Below are 16,105 nucleotides of genomic sequence, written 5' to 3'. Positions count from 1 at the left end.
AGGAAGTTTTTGTGAAGAACCTGTCCGACCACCCACAGGCCCGGCTTGCCGCTCTGGCAGGCCTGCTGTTGGTGATCCCACTGGGTGCGCGCGCCATGCTGGGTTGGTCCAACCCACTGGGCTACCTGTCAGACCTCGCCCTTGGCAGCCTGCTGCTGTTACTGCTGCAGCGCCGCCCGTGGTGGCTGGCGCTGCCGGTGTTGCTGGCCTGGGCGGCCCTGTGGGTCGCCTCGGCCGAACTGGTCAGCGCGGTGGGCCGCTTGCCCACCAGCGCCGACCTGGCCTACCTGGCCGACCCGCAGTTCATGGAAAACTCCACCGGCGGCGGCCTGGCCCATGCCTGGCTGCCCTGGCTGATGGGCGGCGGCCTGCTGGCCTGGCTGGTTCTCGCCTGGCGCAGCCGTGCACAGCGCGGCCGGGCGCTGCCGCGCAAGGCCTGGGCCATCCCGGTCGTGCTGTTCGGCGCCCACTGGGGCAGCCAGCAACTGGCCCCTTCCGATGCCGACCAATGGCGGCAATACAACCTGGGCCATCAGTTGCTGTCTGCCGGGGTGGGCCAGGTACAGCGCCAGGCCGATGAGTGGCTGGGCACTTCCATGCCCTTCACCCCCCTGCCCAGCACCGGCCTGACGCAATCCGACCTGCACGGGCAACGCCTGCTGGACGGCCCGGGCCGTGCGCGCAATTTGCTGGTGATCACCCTGGAAGGCATCCCCGGCGCTTACCTGCGGCCCAACCGTCAGGCGTTGAACAGCCCCTTCGACGAAGAGCTCATGCCCAAGCTCAGCAGGTGGGCCGAGCGCGGCATGAATACCCCGGACTACGTACTGCACACCCACCAGACCATTCGTGGGCTGTACGCCATGCTGTGTGGCGACTACGACAAGCTGGCCAACGGCACCCCCAAGGGGGTTGAGCTGCTGACCCAGAACGAACGTAACCAGGCCTGCCTGCCGGCGCAGTTGCGCCAGGCCGGGTTCACCACCCATTACCTCCAAGGTGCGGGCCTGCGCTTCATGGCCAAGGACCGCATCATGCCGCATGTCGGTTTCGAGGCTGTACATGGCCTGGAGTGGTTTGCCAACAAGAACTACCTGGACTTCCCCTGGGGCAAGGACGACCGCGCGTTCTTCGAGGGCGCATTGAGCTACGTGGGCCATTTGCAGCAGCAGGACAAACCCTGGATGCTTACGTTGCTGACCGTCGGTACCCACCAGCCCTATTCCGCGCCGGCGGAGTACCTCGAACGGTTCGACACGCCGAAACAGGCGGCAGTGGCCTACCTGGACGACGCGGTTGCGGCGTTCCTCGACAGCCTCGAACGCCAGGGGGTACTCAAGGACACGCTGGTGGTGCTGACCTCCGACGAGTCGCATGGTATCGACGGTGTGCGCCTGGCGTCCTCCTGGGGCTTCAACCTGACCCTGGCCCCGGAGCAGGCCCAATTGCCACGGCTCAAGCAAGGGACTTATGGCCACATCGACCTTGCCGCTTCACTGCTCGACTACTTCTCGCTGCCGATCCCCATGGCCCTGGGCGGTCGCTCGCTGTACCGCGACTACGACACCGGCCGCGAAATGATCGCCTACACCAACGGCATGCTGCGCTACCACAACGGCCAAGGGGTGTTTACCGAGTGCGATTTTCAACAACGGTGCCGGCGTTACGCCAGTGAGGGCTTCATCGCCGGGCAGGCCCGCTACCTTGGCAGCGGTGATAACCTGCTCGGGCAGCAGATCGGTGCCCTGGCCGGCGTGCTCGACCAGTCGCTGCTGCAGACGCCGCTGAACCTGCGCTACCAGTTTGGCGGCCCTGCGCCGATCAGGCTGCGCAAGCACATTCAGGATGATTGGGCCGACAACCTGATCGGTGCCCAGTACCTGGAAATGCCAGGGGGCTCGCGTACCCGGGTACGCATCAAGGTCCGCTCGCTGGACCCAAGGCACGTGGCCTATATCCAGCTCAAGGCCAAGCAACTGGAACAGGACGTACCGCTGGGTCTGCCTGCCGAGGTGCAAGTCACCACCGATCAGCCACTGGAGATGGACTTCCGCTTTGACAACCCGACCGATCGCAAGGCGTTTTCCTTCCACTTGCTGGGTTATGGCGGCGGGCAGGTGGAAGTCAGCGACTTCAGCGTGATAACCGCGCTTCCTGGCGATGAAGAGGCAGCCGAGGAACTGGGTGACGAGCCTATCGCCCATTCTGGCTGAACAGGCGACAGCTCTGCGGTGCGTGGCACCGCCTACGCCGGTGTGCGCGGCGGTTTAACCGCGCACACCCAGCATTCCGCGTTCGACAATGAAATCGATCACTGCCTGCAGCCCCTCACCTTTCTTCAGGTTGCTGAAGGTCCATGGGCGCTGTGGGCGCATGCGCTGGGTATCGCGCTCCATCACCTCCAGCGAAGCCCCCACATACGGTGCCAGGTCGGTCTTGTTGATCACCAGGAAGTCGGACTTGGTGATGCCCGGGCCACCCTTGCGCGGAATCTTCTCGCCCTCGGCTACGTCGATCACGTAGATGGTCAGGTCGGCCAGCTCCGGGCTGAATGTGGCGCTGAGGTTGTCACCGCCACTTTCCACGAAAATGACTTCGAGGTTGCCGAACTTGCGCGCCAGCGCCTCGACCGCCGCCAGGTTCATGGAGGCGTCTTCGCGAATCGCCGTGTGCGGGCAGCCGCCGGTTTCCACCCCGACGATGCGCTCCGGCTCCAGCGCGCCGGCTTCGGTGAGGATGCGCTGGTCTTCCTTGGTGTAGATGTCGTTGGTGACCACGGCAATCTGGTAGTGATCGCGCATGGCTTTGCACAGGGCTTCGAGCAGTGCGGTCTTGCCGGAGCCGACCGGGCCGCCGACACCGACGCGCAGGGGTTGTTGATAGCTATGCATGCAGGCAGTCCTCAGGAACGGAACAAACGGGTGTATTGGGTTTCGTGACGCGATGAGGCAATGGCCAGCAACGGCAGGCCACCGCCGAGCTGGTCGTCGCCCAGGGTCAGGGCCTGGTCGATGGCTGCGGGCAAATCGGTGGCCAGGTCACGCAGCAGGGTCTGGGCCGCCTGCTGGCCGAACGGCACCAACTTGACGCCGGCCATGACCGCGCCCTCCAGCCAGGCAAAGCCATGCCCCAGGGCCAGTTGGCGCAAGGGGATGGCCCAGTGCACAGCCAACCAGGCCATGCCGCCCAACTGGGTCAGCTCGAGGCTGGTACGCCACGCCGGCGCCTGGCCCAGCTGCCAGCCGTCGAGTAGCCGTGCCAGGGCCGCCCCGCGCTGCTGTTCTTCCAGGCGCAACTCGGCGGTTTCACGGTTGGCCAGCAAAAAGCGGCTCCAATGAGCGAAGGTCTGCGCATCCTCGGCCTGGCAGGCCTGGTACAAGCGGGCGAGCACCGGCCAGTCCAGGCCGACCAGGGTGTCGTGCAACTGCTCACGCTGCCACGCAGTGAACCCGTGCACATCCCTTACCCAGCCCGCCTCCACGGCCCACTCCAGGCCCTGTGAATAGGTGAAGCCACCTACCGGCAGGCCTGGGCTGGCCAGTTGCAGCAGGCGCAGCAACGCCAGATCGCTGTTCATCAGCCGGCCAGTACCAGCACGGCGCCGGCCAGCAGGCCACCGCCGAAAGCTTTTTGCAGGCCAGCATGGCGGCGCAGCAGGCAACCGACCGCAAAGCCGGCGGCCAGCAACAGCCCGCTGACCGTGACAAAGCCGGCGCTGAACTGCCAGAACGCGCTTGGCGTGGCCTCGACGCCATGCGCCCAGCCATGGAACAGCGCGAACACCGGCATCGCCAAGGCCAGCAGCTGTTGCCGGCCAGGCAGCAGCACGGCACCCGCGGCCACCAGCAGCGACACAGCGATCAGCGTTTCCATGCCCAGCACGTCCCCGAACAGATGCCCACATACCGCCCCGCCGAACATCGCGGCCAGGGTCGCCAGTGGCAAGGTCAGGTTGCGCCGGGTCAGCGCCGCCAGTACGCCGGTGCCCAGCAGCATCAGCAGGTGGTCGAGCCCGGTCAGCGGGTGCAGAAGGCCGTCATGCAAGGGGTTGCTGTCATGCCCGGGGTGGGCGAAAGCCGGCACGGCCAGCATCAGCAGAAACAGGGCGAAAGTCTTTTTCATCGGTTGCTCCAGGGCAGTTCAGGAATGGGCAGGCAAGCGCACGAACGGGTGATCGTGGCCGTGAGCGTGGCTGTGGCTGTGTGGCGCACTTTGGTAAGCGCCCGCTTCGGGCTCGAACGGGGCCTGCTCGGCCTCGACAGTCAGGCCCAGGCCACGCAGCATCTCGTCCAGCACATGGTCGTGCTGGAAGCGCAACAGGCCGGGCTCGATCTGCAGCGGGACATGGCGGTTGCCCAGGTGGTAGGCCGCGCGCGCCAGCAGGTGCGGGTCGGCACAGCGCACGGTGGACACCGCCTCGGGCGCTGCCAGCACGCGGATCAGCTGGGTGCCCTCGGCATCAGCCAACAGCTCGCCGCCACGCAGCAGGTGGCCACGCTCCAGCATCAGGCCGGCTTCGCGACCATCGTCCAGCGTCACCCGCAGGCGGCTCTTGATGCGGCTGTCCACATCGAGGGTGACGGTACCCGTGACAGCACGTGCGCCGGGTTCGGTAATCCGCTGGGTCAAGACAATCATCGGTGCTCCTTCAGAACAGGAAATAGCGCTGGGCCAGCGGCAGTTCACTGGCCGGTTCGCAGACCAGCAGCTCGCCATCGGCACGCACCTGGTAGGTTTGCGCGTCGACCTCGATCAGCGGTTGCAGGGTGTTGTGGACCATGTCCGGCTTGCGCACCCGGCGGCACCCGTCCACCACGCCGATCAGGCTGCGCAGGTTCAATTGCTCGACCAGGCCACGGTCCATGGCGGCCTTGGGCAGGAAGGTCATGCGCGTGGCATGGCGGGCTGCGCCCAACGCGCCGAACATCGGGCGGTAATGCACCGGCTGGGGCGTAGGGATGGACCCGTTGATATCGCCCATGGGCGCGGTGACGATCATGCCGCCCTTCAGTACCAAGGCGGGCTTGACCGCGAAAAATGCCGGCGACCACAGCACCAGGTCTGCCAGCTTGCCCACTTCGACCGAGCCCACCTCGTGGCCGATGCCATGGGTGAGCGCCGGGTTGATGGTGTATTTGGCGATGTAGCGCTTGACCCGGAAGTTGTCGCTGTAGTGGGTATCCGGTGCCAGTGGGCCACGGCGCAGCTTCATCTGGTGCGCCACCTGCCAGGTGCGCAGCACCACCTCGCCCACCCGGCCCATGGCCTGGGAGTCGGACGAGGTCATGGCGAAAGCGCCCATGTCGTGGAGGATGTCCTCGGCAGCGATGGTCTCACGGCGGATGCGCGACTCGGCAAACGCCACGTCCTCGGCAATGCTTGGGTCCAGGTGGTGGCAGACCATGAGCATGTCCAGGTGCTCGTCCACCGTGTTGATGGTGTACGGCAGTGTCGGGTTGGTCGAGGACGGCAGCACGTTTGCCTGCCCGGCCGCACGGATGATGTCGGGGGCATGGCCGCCACCGGCACCTTCGGTGTGGAAGGTGTGGATGGTGCGGTCACCGATCGCCGCCAGCGTGTCTTCGATACAGCCCGATTCGTTGAGTGTGTCGGTATGGATCGCCACCTGGATATCCATTTCTTCGGCTACGCCCAGGCAACAGTCGATGGCCGCCGGTGTCGAGCCCCAGTCCTCGTGCAGCTTGAGCCCGACCGCCCCGGCAGCGATCTGCTCGCGCAACGCTTCAGGGCGCGAGGCGTTGCCCTTGCCCAGCAAACCGATGTTGATCGGCAGGCTGTCGGCAGCCTGCAGCATGCGCGCCAGGTACCACGGGCCCGGGGTGCAGGTGGTGGCGTTGGTTCCGGTAGCCGGGCCAGTGCCGCCACCGATGAAGGTGGTTACACCGCTGTTGAGCGCCTCGTCCACCTGCTGCGGGCAGATGAAATGGATGTGCGAGTCGACCCCCCCGGCAGTGACGATCTTGCCCTCGGCGGCGATCACTTCGGTCCCTGGCCCTACGGGTATGTTGACGCCTGGTTGCACGTCGGGGTTGCCGGCCTTGCCGATCACGGCAATACGCCCGTGCTTGATGCCGATATCGGCCTTGACGATACCCCAGTGGTCGATGATCAACGCGTTGGTCAACACCAGGTCCATGGCCTCGGCGGCCAGCATCTGGCCCTGCCCCATGCCATCGCGGATGACCTTGCCGCCGCCGAACTTCACTTCTTCGCCGTAAACGGTGTAGTCCTTCTCTACTTCGACCCACAATGCCGTGTCGGCCAAGCGCACACGGTCACCCACGGTAGGACCGAACATGTCGGCATAGGCTTGGCGGGAAATTCGGCTCATGCCCTGCCCTCCAGTGCGCCCATGACCTTGCCCTGAAAGCCGTAGACTTCGCGCTTGCCAGCGTAGGCCACCAGTTGCACCGTACGGGCCTGGCCCGGCTCGAAGCGCACGGCAGTGCCGGCCGGGATATCCAGGCGAAAGCCCAGGGTTGGCCCGCGCTCGAACACCAGCGCCTCGTTGACTTCGTAGAAGTGGTAATGCGAGCCGACCTGCACCGGGCGGTCGCCATGGTTGGCTACGCTGACACTGACCGTGGCGCGGCCACTGTTCAATTCGATGTCGCCAGCGGCGACCTGGATTTCACCTGGGATCATGCGGCGTTCCTCGGCAGGTTCAGACGATCGGGTCATGCACGGTCACCAACTTGGTGCCATCCGGAAAGGTCGCTTCGACCTGTACGTCGTGAAGCATCTCGGCGATGCCAGGCATGACCTGGTCACGGCTCAACACCTCGCGGCCCATGCTCATCAGCTCAGCGACGGTGCGCCCATCACGGGCCCCTTCCAGCACGGCGGCGCTGATCAGCGCTACGGCCTCCGGGTAGTTGAGTTTCAGGCCACGGGCCAGGCGCCGTTCTGCCAACAAGGCGGCAGTGAACAGCAGCAATTTGTCTTTCTCTCTTGGGGTCAGCTCCATGGCGCTCTCTCAGGTGGCCCAGATACGTGGCGGGCAGGCAGGCAGGCCGAGAACGGCCGGGCGCAGCACATGCCACAGGCGTTGCAGGGTGCGTTGCAATTGTTGGTTGTCATGGTCGAGCAGGCGGATCACCAGCAGCGAACCGAGCAGCGTCGCGCCGGCAGGGGTGCCCAGCTCATCGAGCATGGGCCTTACCTGCTCCAGCAATGCCTGATCGGCCGGCGCGGCACAGAAGGTGGCTAGCAGTGGGTGGCCACCGAGCTTGCCCAGCTGGCCGCCTTCGATACGCAGGCGCTCATGCAGGCCCGTTTCGCCGGCCAGGGTGATGTGCAACAGGCTGTCGAGTGCACCCTGGTCGAACCGTTCGAGCATCACCGGGCGGCCCAGGCACAGCGTTTCCCAGGCCAGCAACCGGGCGCCGGGCTCAAGGGTGAAGTGGCTGGCGAGCCGGGCACGGGCACCGGAGAAGAAAATGCTGTCTTGGGGCAACCATTCCAGGGTGCTGCCAGCGGCCAGGTGGAAGCGCTGGGTCAGCCGTGCGGTCGGGCCGATGCTGCGGTAAAACTTGCTGGCACCGGGCATGGTCAGCAGGGCGTGGCTGCCAGCTTCCAGCTGAATGTCGAGCTCCAGACGATCGCCGGCAACGATGCCACCCGGCGGGTGCAGTACATACACATGGCAGGGTGCACCTTCCGGATAGAACGGGCGCTGCACCAAAAGAGGTCCGAAATGTTTCCATGCACCAAGGCGGGTCGTGCCCGCACGCTGGACAAAGCGCAATTGCAGGTGGGCGCTCCAGCCTGCATCGTCTTGGTGGTGTTCGATCTGCTCCGCGAGCGACATCCTGCGGCCCCTGAAATTCGTGGCCTGCTGGCCGGTAAGAGGGTCAGCGGCGGGCGCCGGTTAGTGCGCACGGCCTGACCACTCGATCAAATTCGCAGGCTGGATATAGCAGGTTGCGGGCCAACTCCGCAGGTGAAGGCAGATGAATTATTTTTACCGCTCGCTCCGCCATCGGGCACCGCCGCGGGAGCCGCACAAAGCAGGGGCGTACCCAGGCCCTGTTTCGGTGCTGGCGAAGCCTACGCTGGTCGGCGCTCAGTAGTCGAAACGGTCTACCGCACGGCGGCGTTCGTTGTCGTCACGCCGGTCGTAGACGGCCGTGGTCTGGATGTTGGCATGGTGTGCCAGCTTCTGTGCAATCGACAGGTCGTGCTCCTCGATCACCCGGGTGATGAAAGCGCGGCGGAAGTCGTGCGGCATGATCTTGACCCCCACCTGCGCGCCGCGCTGGCGGGCGATGTAGTAGATGGCATGCTTGGTGATACGCGCCCGGGTGATGTGGTTGCCGCGGCGGATGCGGTTGAACAGGAACGGGTCATCTTCGGCACCGGCCGGCAGGGCCTGGCGACGCAGGTCGAGCCACGCCTGCAGCTTCTCGAACGCCCAGGGCGGCGCGTACTTGATCAACTGGTGGTTGCCCTTGCCCACCACTTGCAGGCTGCGCGCGGCGAAGTCAACCTGGGCAAGGTCGATGTCGACCGATTCCGACTTGCGCATGCCTGTGCCATACAGCAAGGCAATGATCGCCGCGTCGCGCACCCCTTGCGGCCGCGGGTCGGCAGCGCACACGTCCATCAGTTCGCGAATCAGGCTACGCCGCAGGTTGCGCCCGGGCGGCAGGCGGGTGCCGGTTGCCGGCTTGACCTCGCGGATGCGTAGCAACTGCTCGTGGTCGATCAGGCCCTGGCGCCAGGCCTCGTTCATCACCCCACGGATGGCGTTGACGTACAGCGAAGAGCTGTTGGGCGCGTAACCATCGGCCCGCAGGGCGGCCACCAGAGCGATCACATGGCCGGGCTCGAGCCGATGCCAGGGAACGTCGACGATATTGCAGTCGACGAACCCCAAGCGGTCGGCGGCGTCCTGAAGGATGTAGCGCATGGTTTGCTGGCTGGATGGGGCCAGGCGGGCCATGTACTGCAGCAGCGGATTTTTCGAGAGGTCGGACAAAACGTGAATCCTGTAGCGGGGCGTTGGCCGGCAGCACAGCGGGCCGACGCTGGAGCAGATCAAAACGGCATGCCGGCGAGTCTGCATGACAAACTAACGGTCGGGCCATTCTGGCCCAAGACAGTGCCATCACATTGATATACAAGGACTTTGCATCAGGCATGGAAGGTGATCTTACCCCAATCGAGCCCCCTGAACGACCTTGGGCCTGCCTGCGCAGTGCCAGGTGCTCAACGCAGCGGTCAGGTACACTGCTCGCCTTGCGGCCACCAGCCCGGGAACATCTGCTGCACCCTCGGCTCGGCGAAACGCTCATCGATCAATACCAGTACGCCACGGTCCTGGTCCCCCCGGATCACCCTCCCCGCTGCCTGGATCACTTTGCGCACCCCGGGGTAGAGATAGGCATAATCGAAACCCGCGCCAAATTGCCGACCCAGGCGCTGCTTGAACTGCTCGTTGACCGGGTTGACCTGGGGCAGCCCGAGCGTGGCGACGAAGGCGCCGATCAGGCGGGTGCCCGGCAAGTCCACCCCTTCACCGAACGCACCACCCAGCACGGCAAAGCCGATGCCTTGGCCGTCGGCGACAAAGCGGTCGAGGAACGCCTGCCGCGCCGCTTCGTCCATGCCCGGGGCCTGGGCCCACAATGGGATCTGCGCGTAGCGCTCGGCCAGCAGCCCGGCGACCTGCTGCAGGTACTCGAAACTGCTGAAGAACGCCAGGTAATTACCCGGCTGGCGCTCATACTGCCGGGCAATCAACTCTACGATCGGTGCCAGCGAAGCCTGGCGCTGCTGGTACCGGGTAGACACCTGGCTGGCAATGCGCACCTGCAGTTGTTCGGCACGAAACGGCGCTGCCACTTCCAGCCACGCCGTATCGGCCGGCATGCCCAGCAGGTCGCTGTAGAACTGCCGCGGGCTCAGCGTGGCAGAGAACAGGGTGACACTGCGCGCCGCGCGCATGCGCGGTGCCAGCAGCCGTGCCGGGGTGACATTGCGCAGGCACAAGGTCGCCAGCCGGCGCTTGCGCTGCCCTTGGCGCTGGCTGATATCGAACAGGAAATGCTCGTCGAACAGTTCGGCTACCCGGCTGAACTGCAAGGCCTGGTAGAAGAACTGCAGCACCTGCGGGTCGATGTGCGTGGGCGCCTGGTTCATCTGCTCCTGGATCAGCCCGATACACTGCTGCAGGGCGCGCAACAGGTCATGCGGCAGCGCTTCGCTGGCCTGGTACGGTGCCCGTTGCTCTTTGTACAGGGCGTTCCACTGGCGGTTCAGGCGGTCCAGCGCACTGCCCAGCCCATGGGGTTTGCTTTGGCGCAACGCCAGCAACTGCCCCTGATCGAGGCTGGCGCTGTACATGCCCCGCCCGCGCTCGACCAGGTTGTGAGCCTCGTCGACCAGAACCGCGACCCGCCACTGGTTGAGCTGTGTCAGCCCGAACAGCAAGGCGTGGGCGTCGAAGTAATAGTTGTAATCGGCAACCAGAACGTCGGCCCAGCGGGCCATCTCCTGGCCCAGGTAGTACGGGCACACCTGATGCGCCAAGGCCACTTCGCGCAGCTGGGTACGGTCCAGCATCGGCACGGCCGCAGCGGCCGTGCGCGCGGCCGGCAAGCGGTCGTAGAAGCCGGCCGCCAGCGGGCAGGACTCGCCATGGCAGGCTTTGTCCGGGTACTCGCAGGCTTTGTCGCGAGCGATCAGTTCCAGGGTGCGTAGCCCGGGCTGATTATCGCCCGTGGTGATCTGCCGCATGGCATCCAGGGCCAGCGCCCGGCCCGGGGTCTTGGCCGTGAGGAAGAACAGTTTGTCCAGTTGCTGGGGCACCATGGCTTTGAGCAACGGAAACAAGGTGCCCAGGGTCTTGCCGATGCCGGTGCTGGCCTGGGCCATCAGGCAACGGCCAGTGCTCACCGCCTTGTACAGGGTTTCTGCCAGTTGCCGTTGGCCTTGGCGGAACGCTGGGTAGGGAAAGCGCAGCGCCTGAAGGCCGTGATCACGTTCGGAAAGGCGCTGCTGCTGGAACTGGGCCCAGCCCAGAAAGCGCTGGCACTGAACCTGGAAGAATGCCTGCAACTCAGCGGCCGTGCAGTGCTCACTGAACAGGGTCTGACTATCGCTGTCGACGTCCAGGTACACCAAAGCCACCTCGATGCTCGCCAGTTGCCGGGCCTGGCACATCAGCCAGCCGTAGACCTTGGCCTGCGCCCAGTGCAGTTGGCGGTGGTTGGCCGGTTGCCGGACCAGGTCGCCACGGTGGGTCTTGATCTCTTCCAGCCGGTTGCAGGCAGGGTCGTAACCGTCAGCACGCCCCCGCACCCGAAGGCCTTCGAACTGGCCCTCCAGGGTAATTTCCGACTCGTAGCCGGCCGCACGCCGGGCCACTACCCGCTGGTGGCCCTCGATGCCCTCCTGGGCGGTGGGCGACGGCGTGAAGCGCAGGTCGAGGTCGCCGACCTTGGCACTGAACTCGCACAAGGCACGCACCGCCACGCTATAGCTCAAGCGGCGTCACTCCAGCGCACATGGCAGACCGCGACGGGCAGGCCGTGCTCCTGGCAGAACGCCAGCCAGCGCAACTGGTTGTCCTGCAGGCGGTCACCGGGGCCTTTGACCTCGACCATGCGATAACGCCCCTGCTCGGGCCAGAACTGGATAAGGTCGGGCATGCCCGCACGGTTGCTGCGAATGTCCTGCAGCAGGCGCACGAAGCAGTGCTTCAACTGCGCAGCCGGCAGGCAGGCCAGGGCCTGCTGCAGCAGCGCCTCGCTGAGCATCGACCAGAACACGAACGGTGACTGCAGCCCGTGTTTGGCTGCATAGCAATCCAGGATCGCCTGGTGGTGGCTACCATCGTCGAGCCGCGCCAGGCATTGCTCGAACAGGGCACTACGGCGCTGCTGGAAGTCGCTGTCGTGCAGGTCCTGCGGCGCGGCCTGGAACGGGTTGAAGAACGCGCCAGGCACAGGGGCGAAGATCGCCTCCCAGCACAGCAGGCCAAACAGGCTGTTGAACAGCGTGTTCTCCACATAATGGGCTTGCCCGCCCTCGGCGGCCAGGTGCTGGCGCACGGCCTCTTCAACGCCTAGCGCGGCGTGCTCACGGGGCAATTCCAGTTCGATCAGTGCCAGCGGCGCCACGCGCTGGCGGCGCTGTGGCGGGCCACCGAGCTTGCGCGCCAGGCGTGGCAACATACGCTCCAGCGCCTGGACCTCCAGTGCATTGGCCGGTGCCGCTGCCAGTTGCAACGCCAGGGCATGGGCCTGCGGCCAACGTTCGCTGCGCTCCAGCACCCGCACCTGGCGAATACGCGCCTGGACATGGCTGCACTGCGCATAAACCGCCATGGCCTGGTCCCAGTCACCCAGGCGCTCGCATTGCTGGCCCAGGGCGAACTGCAACCGCGCACGGCGCCGGGCCAGCCAAGGGTTGTCGCAGTGCAGGTGCTGTATTGCCGTGATTACCGACTGAGGGTGTTCGCCCTGCTCCAGGCGCTCGGCACACTCATGCAGCACCATGGCCAGGTCGATATCGGCGCGTTGCTGCAGGGCACGCGAATCGGCGCTGAAGGGCACCTGCTCGTAGCGCAGCAGCCCCAGGTCGGCAAGCACGAACTCTGACCAGTCCTGGTAGAGGTTGCCGAAGAACAGCAGCCGCATGCGGTCGCAGAGCGGTTGCAGGCACCACTGCAAGATGCGCAACTCACTGCCCGGGTACCACTCGGCCAAAGACCGGGCGGCCAGTTGCAGCGGCTGCAGCTGGGCCAGCAAGTCATGCTTGGCGGCACGCGGGCGGCTCAATTGGGCGGCGAAACAGCACGCCAGTTCGTCTTTGCGCAGCAAGGCGAACAGTTGCTCCAAGTGCAGTTGCTCGGGCTCGCGGACCCAGCCAAGGGCCTTGAGTGGCTGCAGGGCGAGTTCGGTGTCGCCTATTTCCTCATAGACGAGGCGGTCGCTGCGAAACAGTTCGCCCTTGCGCATCACCATGCGCACCATCAAGGCCTGGGCTGGCGCGCTCAGTTGGCCGAAGGCATGGATGAACGCCAGTTCCTGTTCATCGAGCAGGTCCTGGTAGCGCTGTTCGACCCACAGCAGTACCTGGCGGAAGTTGTGCAGGTAATAGAACGGGTCGTCGACGGAGTGGGCAATCACGGGCTGGGTCAGGTAGCGGGAACAAGGCACTGGTTATACATACAGACCCAGGGGCCTGGCAAGTGCCGTGGGTCAGCTCGCCCCTGCAAGAACGGCCGCCAACGCACCCTTGGGCATGCAGTGCCCTATGATTCAGCGGGGAACCGCCGCACCCGCCTGCGACGAAGTTCCAGGGCCTGGGCCAGGCGCTGCACGGCTTGTTGCAGGTCGCCTGGGCAGTCGCCCAGCCACATCAGCGCCAGGTGCTGCCGGTAGCGGCCGTGCAAGCTGAACTGTTCCCCCGGCAATGCATGCAATGCGCAACCTGCCAAGGCCGTGGCAATGGCATCCCAGGCCAGCGGCTGCTCGAAGCGCACCCACAGCATGCGCCCGCCTTGCGGGGGCTCCAGCACCACCCGCTGGGCAAACTGCGCGGTCAGCGCACAGGCGAGGTTTTGCGTGCGCTGCTGCAGGTTGCTGCGCAACGCCACCAGTTGCGCTTCGATATCGCCCTTGGCCAACAGGTGGGCCAGCGCCAGCAGCCGCAGCGGCGCAAGGCGGAACGCCCGCTCGCAGAACGCCTTGGCCAGGGCGGTATCCACGCTCAGTACGTAGGCATACGGCGCTTCGGGCCCTACTGCAGCCTCGAACGCCCCCATGATCATCAACCTGCGCGGATCGACCCAATCGCGCAGGCGGGTCGCGGGTGGGCCGCTGTAGCAAAGCTCGCTGTCCAGGTCGTTCTCCAGTAGCCACACGCTGTGCTGGCTCAACAGCAGGCCAAGCTGCTGCTGGTAATGCAGGGAGACCAGCCGCCCTTGCGGCAGGCCAAGGCAGGACGGCATCACCAGCAGGCGGACCGGCTCGCAGCCCAACAGCCTGGCCACGGCCTGCAGGTCCGGGTTGCCACGTGAATCGGGTGGCACCTCCAACACCCGCATGCCAGCGCGCGCCAAAGCACGCAGCACGTGCCCGCAACAGGGCGACTGTACCAGCACCGTGGTGCCCCTTTGCAGGGCCAGCGCTGCAAGCAGCGTTTCCAGCAACGCCGGCACATCCGGGGCCAACTGAACGTCATCGGCCCGCCAGTACTGGCGCGAGCAACGGGTGTAACGCTCCGCCAGCGCGTCACGCAGGCGCGCACTGCCCTGCACTTCCCAAGGGCCAGCGCCGCGCTCGCGCTGGCGGGCCAGGCGCCGCTCGTGGGTGAACAAGGCGCGCTCCAGCAACGGTTGTGCGGGCAGGGGCGCCTGCCGCGGCATGCCACCTTGCGGCAGGTCAGCCAGGCGAACGTAATAGCCGGAGCGTGGCAGGCAGTGCACGCGGCCCTCCTCCTCCAGCAGGCTGTAAGCGCTCTGCACCGTTGCCAGCGATACCCGCAGCCGCCGCGACAGCTCACGCAAGGACGGCAGCCGGTTCGGACCACCAGCCGTCGCCTGGCCAATCAACGCTTCCAGGTAGCGGTAGACCCGCCGATAAGCGAACTCGCCGGCCGCTGTTCGCGCCATCAAGGTTGCCTCGCGGGGCTGTGCCGCCGTTCAGCGGCGTGGCGCGGTAACAGCCGCAAGTGCGCGTCGCGGCGCGCCAACGCACTGAGCAGGCGCCACGCAGGTAGCGGCATCTTACCGCCGTAGACTGCCCGCAGTTGCGCCAGTGATAGCCCACTGGTGTTCACCAGCCAGGCTTTGACCGCCGCGGGGCAAGGTTTGCCTTGCATGGCCCGGTGCAGGTAAGGCAACGCCACCAGCATGTCGGCATGGCGAGCGCGCAGAAAACGCTCGAGGTTCTTGCCCTGCCTGGCGAACGGCTTGCAGAGCAGGCATTCCAGTTGGGCCTGGCTGAGGCCATAGGCCTTGCCAAACTGCAGCACAGGTTCGTCGACAGGCTTGCTGTCGCCCGGCGCCCCCGCCAGCCTCAAGGGCGGCCGGGTGGCTTGAGGCTCCAGGCTGCGGGCCCGCAGTTCCTGCAACTGGGCCAAGGCCAATGGGTCGACGAACGCGGCCAACGGCGAGCAGGCCGTCTCGGCCGCCGCGAAGTGCCAGCCCAGCATGGCATCCAACTGCTGCCCGCCCAGCAACGGCGGCAGCAGGTCATCAATGGCTATCAACCGCACCGGCCCCCCCTTGAGCGCGGCCCCCGCAGGCTGATCCGCCGGGTTGCCGGGCGCCAGCCCCGTGGCCCCTTGCAAGCGCGCCAGGCCCTCGGCCAGCGTCGACAGGCAATGGTGCGCCAGGTAAGGGCCACGTTGCCCCGCCAGGCGCTGGCTACGCAGCGCCCACGCCAGGTAGCGGCGGCGCTGCCCTGCGGGCAAGGCGGTGACCATTGCGTCGGCGGGCGCCTGAGCCTGCAGCGCGAAGCTTACAGCCGCCGCCAGTTCCAGGTGCAGGCGGCTACCCAGCAACGCTTCTGGCCTGGCATCGATCAGGTGGCCAAACATCAGCAGCGCTTCCCTGGTCGGCAACCAGCGCTCGGACGCCACACGGGGGCGGCAACTGAACGGCACCACTTCGCGCCCCTCGATCATTTGCAGTTGCACCCGCGGGTCATCCTGCATGAACAGCGCACTGAAGCCTTGATCGAGCCCTTGCAGCGTAGGGCTGCCGGCCACCGGCAAGCTCACCACCAGCACGCGCAGTTGAAAAGTAACCGGTGCACGCATGGCGATGCTCAGCTGCGCAGCACGCAACATCGCCAGCAGCCGCGCACCCTGGCGGTCACTGCCTTGCAATACCTGCAGGCGAAAGGTGCCGATATATTCAGGCCCGCCTGCGGCTACCAATAAACGTTGTATCAACAACTGCAAGGAGGCCCGTTGCGCCTGTGACATATGGGCGAGCAAGCGTTCGAGTACTTGCTGGTAGATATAATGCATTGCCTGGTCGTGAATAGCAGTCACGGATCACCTCACCACTTCAAATCGCCGGCGCACGCCCAAGCAAGTTGTTCAGGCTTACACTGCGCCAGGCTTT

Annotated in this window: 14 protein-coding genes; 1 reads left to right on the top strand and 13 read right to left on the bottom strand. The window is 65.8% G+C overall.

Annotated features, from left to right (window positions below; genetic code table 11):
* Window positions 1–11: 11 nt before the first annotated feature.
* Window positions 12–2,213 carry an LTA synthase family protein gene (locus EGJ22_RS01855; protein ID WP_029884819.1) on the top strand — a complete coding sequence of 734 codons (2,202 nt, stop codon included), beginning with the start codon at window positions 12–14 and terminating at the stop codon, window positions 2,211–2,213.
* A 54-nt stretch (window positions 2,214–2,267) separates the two neighbouring features.
* On the opposite strand, the gene ureG is transcribed toward EGJ22_RS01855, so the two are convergent.
* The 13 genes from ureG to EGJ22_RS01790 all read right to left on the bottom strand — a co-directional run bounded on the left by ureG (window position 2,268) and on the right by EGJ22_RS01790 (window position 16,032).
* Window positions 2,268–2,891, bottom strand: a complete 624-nt coding sequence (gene ureG / locus EGJ22_RS01850; protein WP_009685457.1) for an urease accessory protein UreG — start codon at window positions 2,889–2,891, stop codon at window positions 2,268–2,270.
* Between the two features lie 11 nt (window positions 2,892–2,902).
* Window positions 2,903–3,577, bottom strand: coding sequence for an urease accessory protein UreF (locus tag EGJ22_RS01845; protein WP_029884818.1), 675 nt, complete (start codon window positions 3,575–3,577; stop codon window positions 2,903–2,905).
* Entirely contained in the window at window positions 3,577–4,122 is a 546-nt protein-coding gene (locus tag EGJ22_RS01840; RefSeq protein ID WP_029884817.1) for a HupE/UreJ family protein, read from the bottom strand. The genes EGJ22_RS01845 and EGJ22_RS01840 overlap by 1 nt, the downstream gene beginning before the upstream one ends.
* An 18-nt stretch (window positions 4,123–4,140) precedes the next feature.
* On the bottom strand, window positions 4,141–4,638 hold the full coding sequence (gene ureE / locus EGJ22_RS01835) for an urease accessory protein UreE (protein WP_029884816.1): 498 nt from the start codon (window positions 4,636–4,638) through the stop codon (window positions 4,141–4,143).
* Between the two features lie 10 nt (window positions 4,639–4,648).
* Complete coding sequence (ureC, locus tag EGJ22_RS01830) at window positions 4,649–6,352, bottom strand: urease subunit alpha (protein ID WP_009685461.1); 1,704 nt, start codon at window positions 6,350–6,352, stop codon at window positions 4,649–4,651.
* Window positions 6,349–6,666 (bottom strand): urease subunit beta, encoded by a 318-nt coding sequence (locus tag EGJ22_RS01825; protein ID WP_009685462.1) that lies wholly within the window; start codon window positions 6,664–6,666, stop codon window positions 6,349–6,351. The genes ureC and EGJ22_RS01825 overlap by 4 nt, the downstream gene beginning before the upstream one ends.
* Before the next feature lie 19 nt (window positions 6,667–6,685).
* A complete protein-coding gene (locus EGJ22_RS01820) occupies window positions 6,686–6,988 on the bottom strand; it encodes an urease subunit gamma (protein WP_009685463.1) in 303 nt (100 codons plus the stop codon).
* 9 nt (window positions 6,989–6,997) lie between these two features.
* Entirely contained in the window at window positions 6,998–7,831 is an 834-nt protein-coding gene (locus tag EGJ22_RS01815; protein WP_009685464.1) for an urease accessory protein UreD, read from the bottom strand.
* A gap of 255 nt (window positions 7,832–8,086) precedes the next feature.
* Complete coding sequence (gene xerC / locus EGJ22_RS01810) at window positions 8,087–9,001, bottom strand: tyrosine recombinase XerC (protein ID WP_029884815.1); 915 nt, start codon at window positions 8,999–9,001, stop codon at window positions 8,087–8,089.
* Between the two features lie 242 nt (window positions 9,002–9,243).
* Window positions 9,244–11,511, bottom strand: coding sequence for an ATP-dependent DNA helicase (locus EGJ22_RS01805; protein WP_029884814.1), 2,268 nt, complete (start codon window positions 11,509–11,511; stop codon window positions 9,244–9,246).
* Window positions 11,508–13,157: a VRR-NUC domain-containing protein gene (locus EGJ22_RS01800; RefSeq protein WP_029884813.1), complete on the bottom strand. Its 1,650-nt coding sequence runs from the start codon at window positions 13,155–13,157 to the stop codon at window positions 11,508–11,510. Before EGJ22_RS01800 ends, EGJ22_RS01805 begins: the two co-directional genes overlap by 4 nt.
* A 125-nt stretch (window positions 13,158–13,282) precedes the next feature.
* Window positions 13,283–14,644 (bottom strand): aminotransferase class I/II-fold pyridoxal phosphate-dependent enzyme, encoded by a 1,362-nt coding sequence (locus tag EGJ22_RS01795; RefSeq protein WP_029884812.1) that lies wholly within the window; start codon window positions 14,642–14,644, stop codon window positions 13,283–13,285.
* Window positions 14,644–16,032, bottom strand: coding sequence for a hypothetical protein (locus EGJ22_RS01790; protein ID WP_029884811.1), 1,389 nt, complete (start codon window positions 16,030–16,032; stop codon window positions 14,644–14,646). Before EGJ22_RS01790 ends, EGJ22_RS01795 begins: the two co-directional genes overlap by 1 nt.
* Between the last annotated feature and the right edge of the window lie 73 nt (window positions 16,033–16,105).

The sequence above is a fragment of the Pseudomonas sp. p99-361 genome (genome assembly GCF_003935475.1).
Taxonomy (GTDB): Bacteria; Pseudomonadota; Gammaproteobacteria; order Pseudomonadales; family Pseudomonadaceae; genus Aquipseudomonas; species Aquipseudomonas juntendi.
This window is presented reverse-complemented; position numbering and strand designations above follow the sequence as displayed.

Coding starts and splice junctions, on each gene's coding strand:
- EGJ22_RS01825 (WP_009685462.1), bottom strand. CDS start 6,666: ATGATCCCAGGTGAAATCCAGGTCGCCGCTGGCGACATCGAATTGAAC.
- EGJ22_RS01815 (WP_009685464.1), bottom strand. CDS start 7,831: ATGTCGCTCGCGGAGCAGATCGAACACCACCAAGACGATGCAGGCTGG.
- ureC (WP_009685461.1), bottom strand. CDS start 6,352: ATGAGCCGAATTTCCCGCCAAGCCTATGCCGACATGTTCGGTCCTACC.
- EGJ22_RS01845 (WP_029884818.1), bottom strand. CDS start 3,577: ATGAACAGCGATCTGGCGTTGCTGCGCCTGCTGCAACTGGCCAGCCCA.
- EGJ22_RS01795 (WP_029884812.1), bottom strand. CDS start 14,644: ATGGCGCGAACAGCGGCCGGCGAGTTCGCTTATCGGCGGGTCTACCGC.
- ureE (WP_029884816.1), bottom strand. CDS start 4,638: ATGATTGTCTTGACCCAGCGGATTACCGAACCCGGCGCACGTGCTGTC.
- EGJ22_RS01840 (WP_029884817.1), bottom strand. CDS start 4,122: ATGAAAAAGACTTTCGCCCTGTTTCTGCTGATGCTGGCCGTGCCGGCT.
- ureG (WP_009685457.1), bottom strand. CDS start 2,891: ATGCATAGCTATCAACAACCCCTGCGCGTCGGTGTCGGCGGCCCGGTC.
- EGJ22_RS01820 (WP_009685463.1), bottom strand. CDS start 6,988: ATGGAGCTGACCCCAAGAGAGAAAGACAAATTGCTGCTGTTCACTGCC.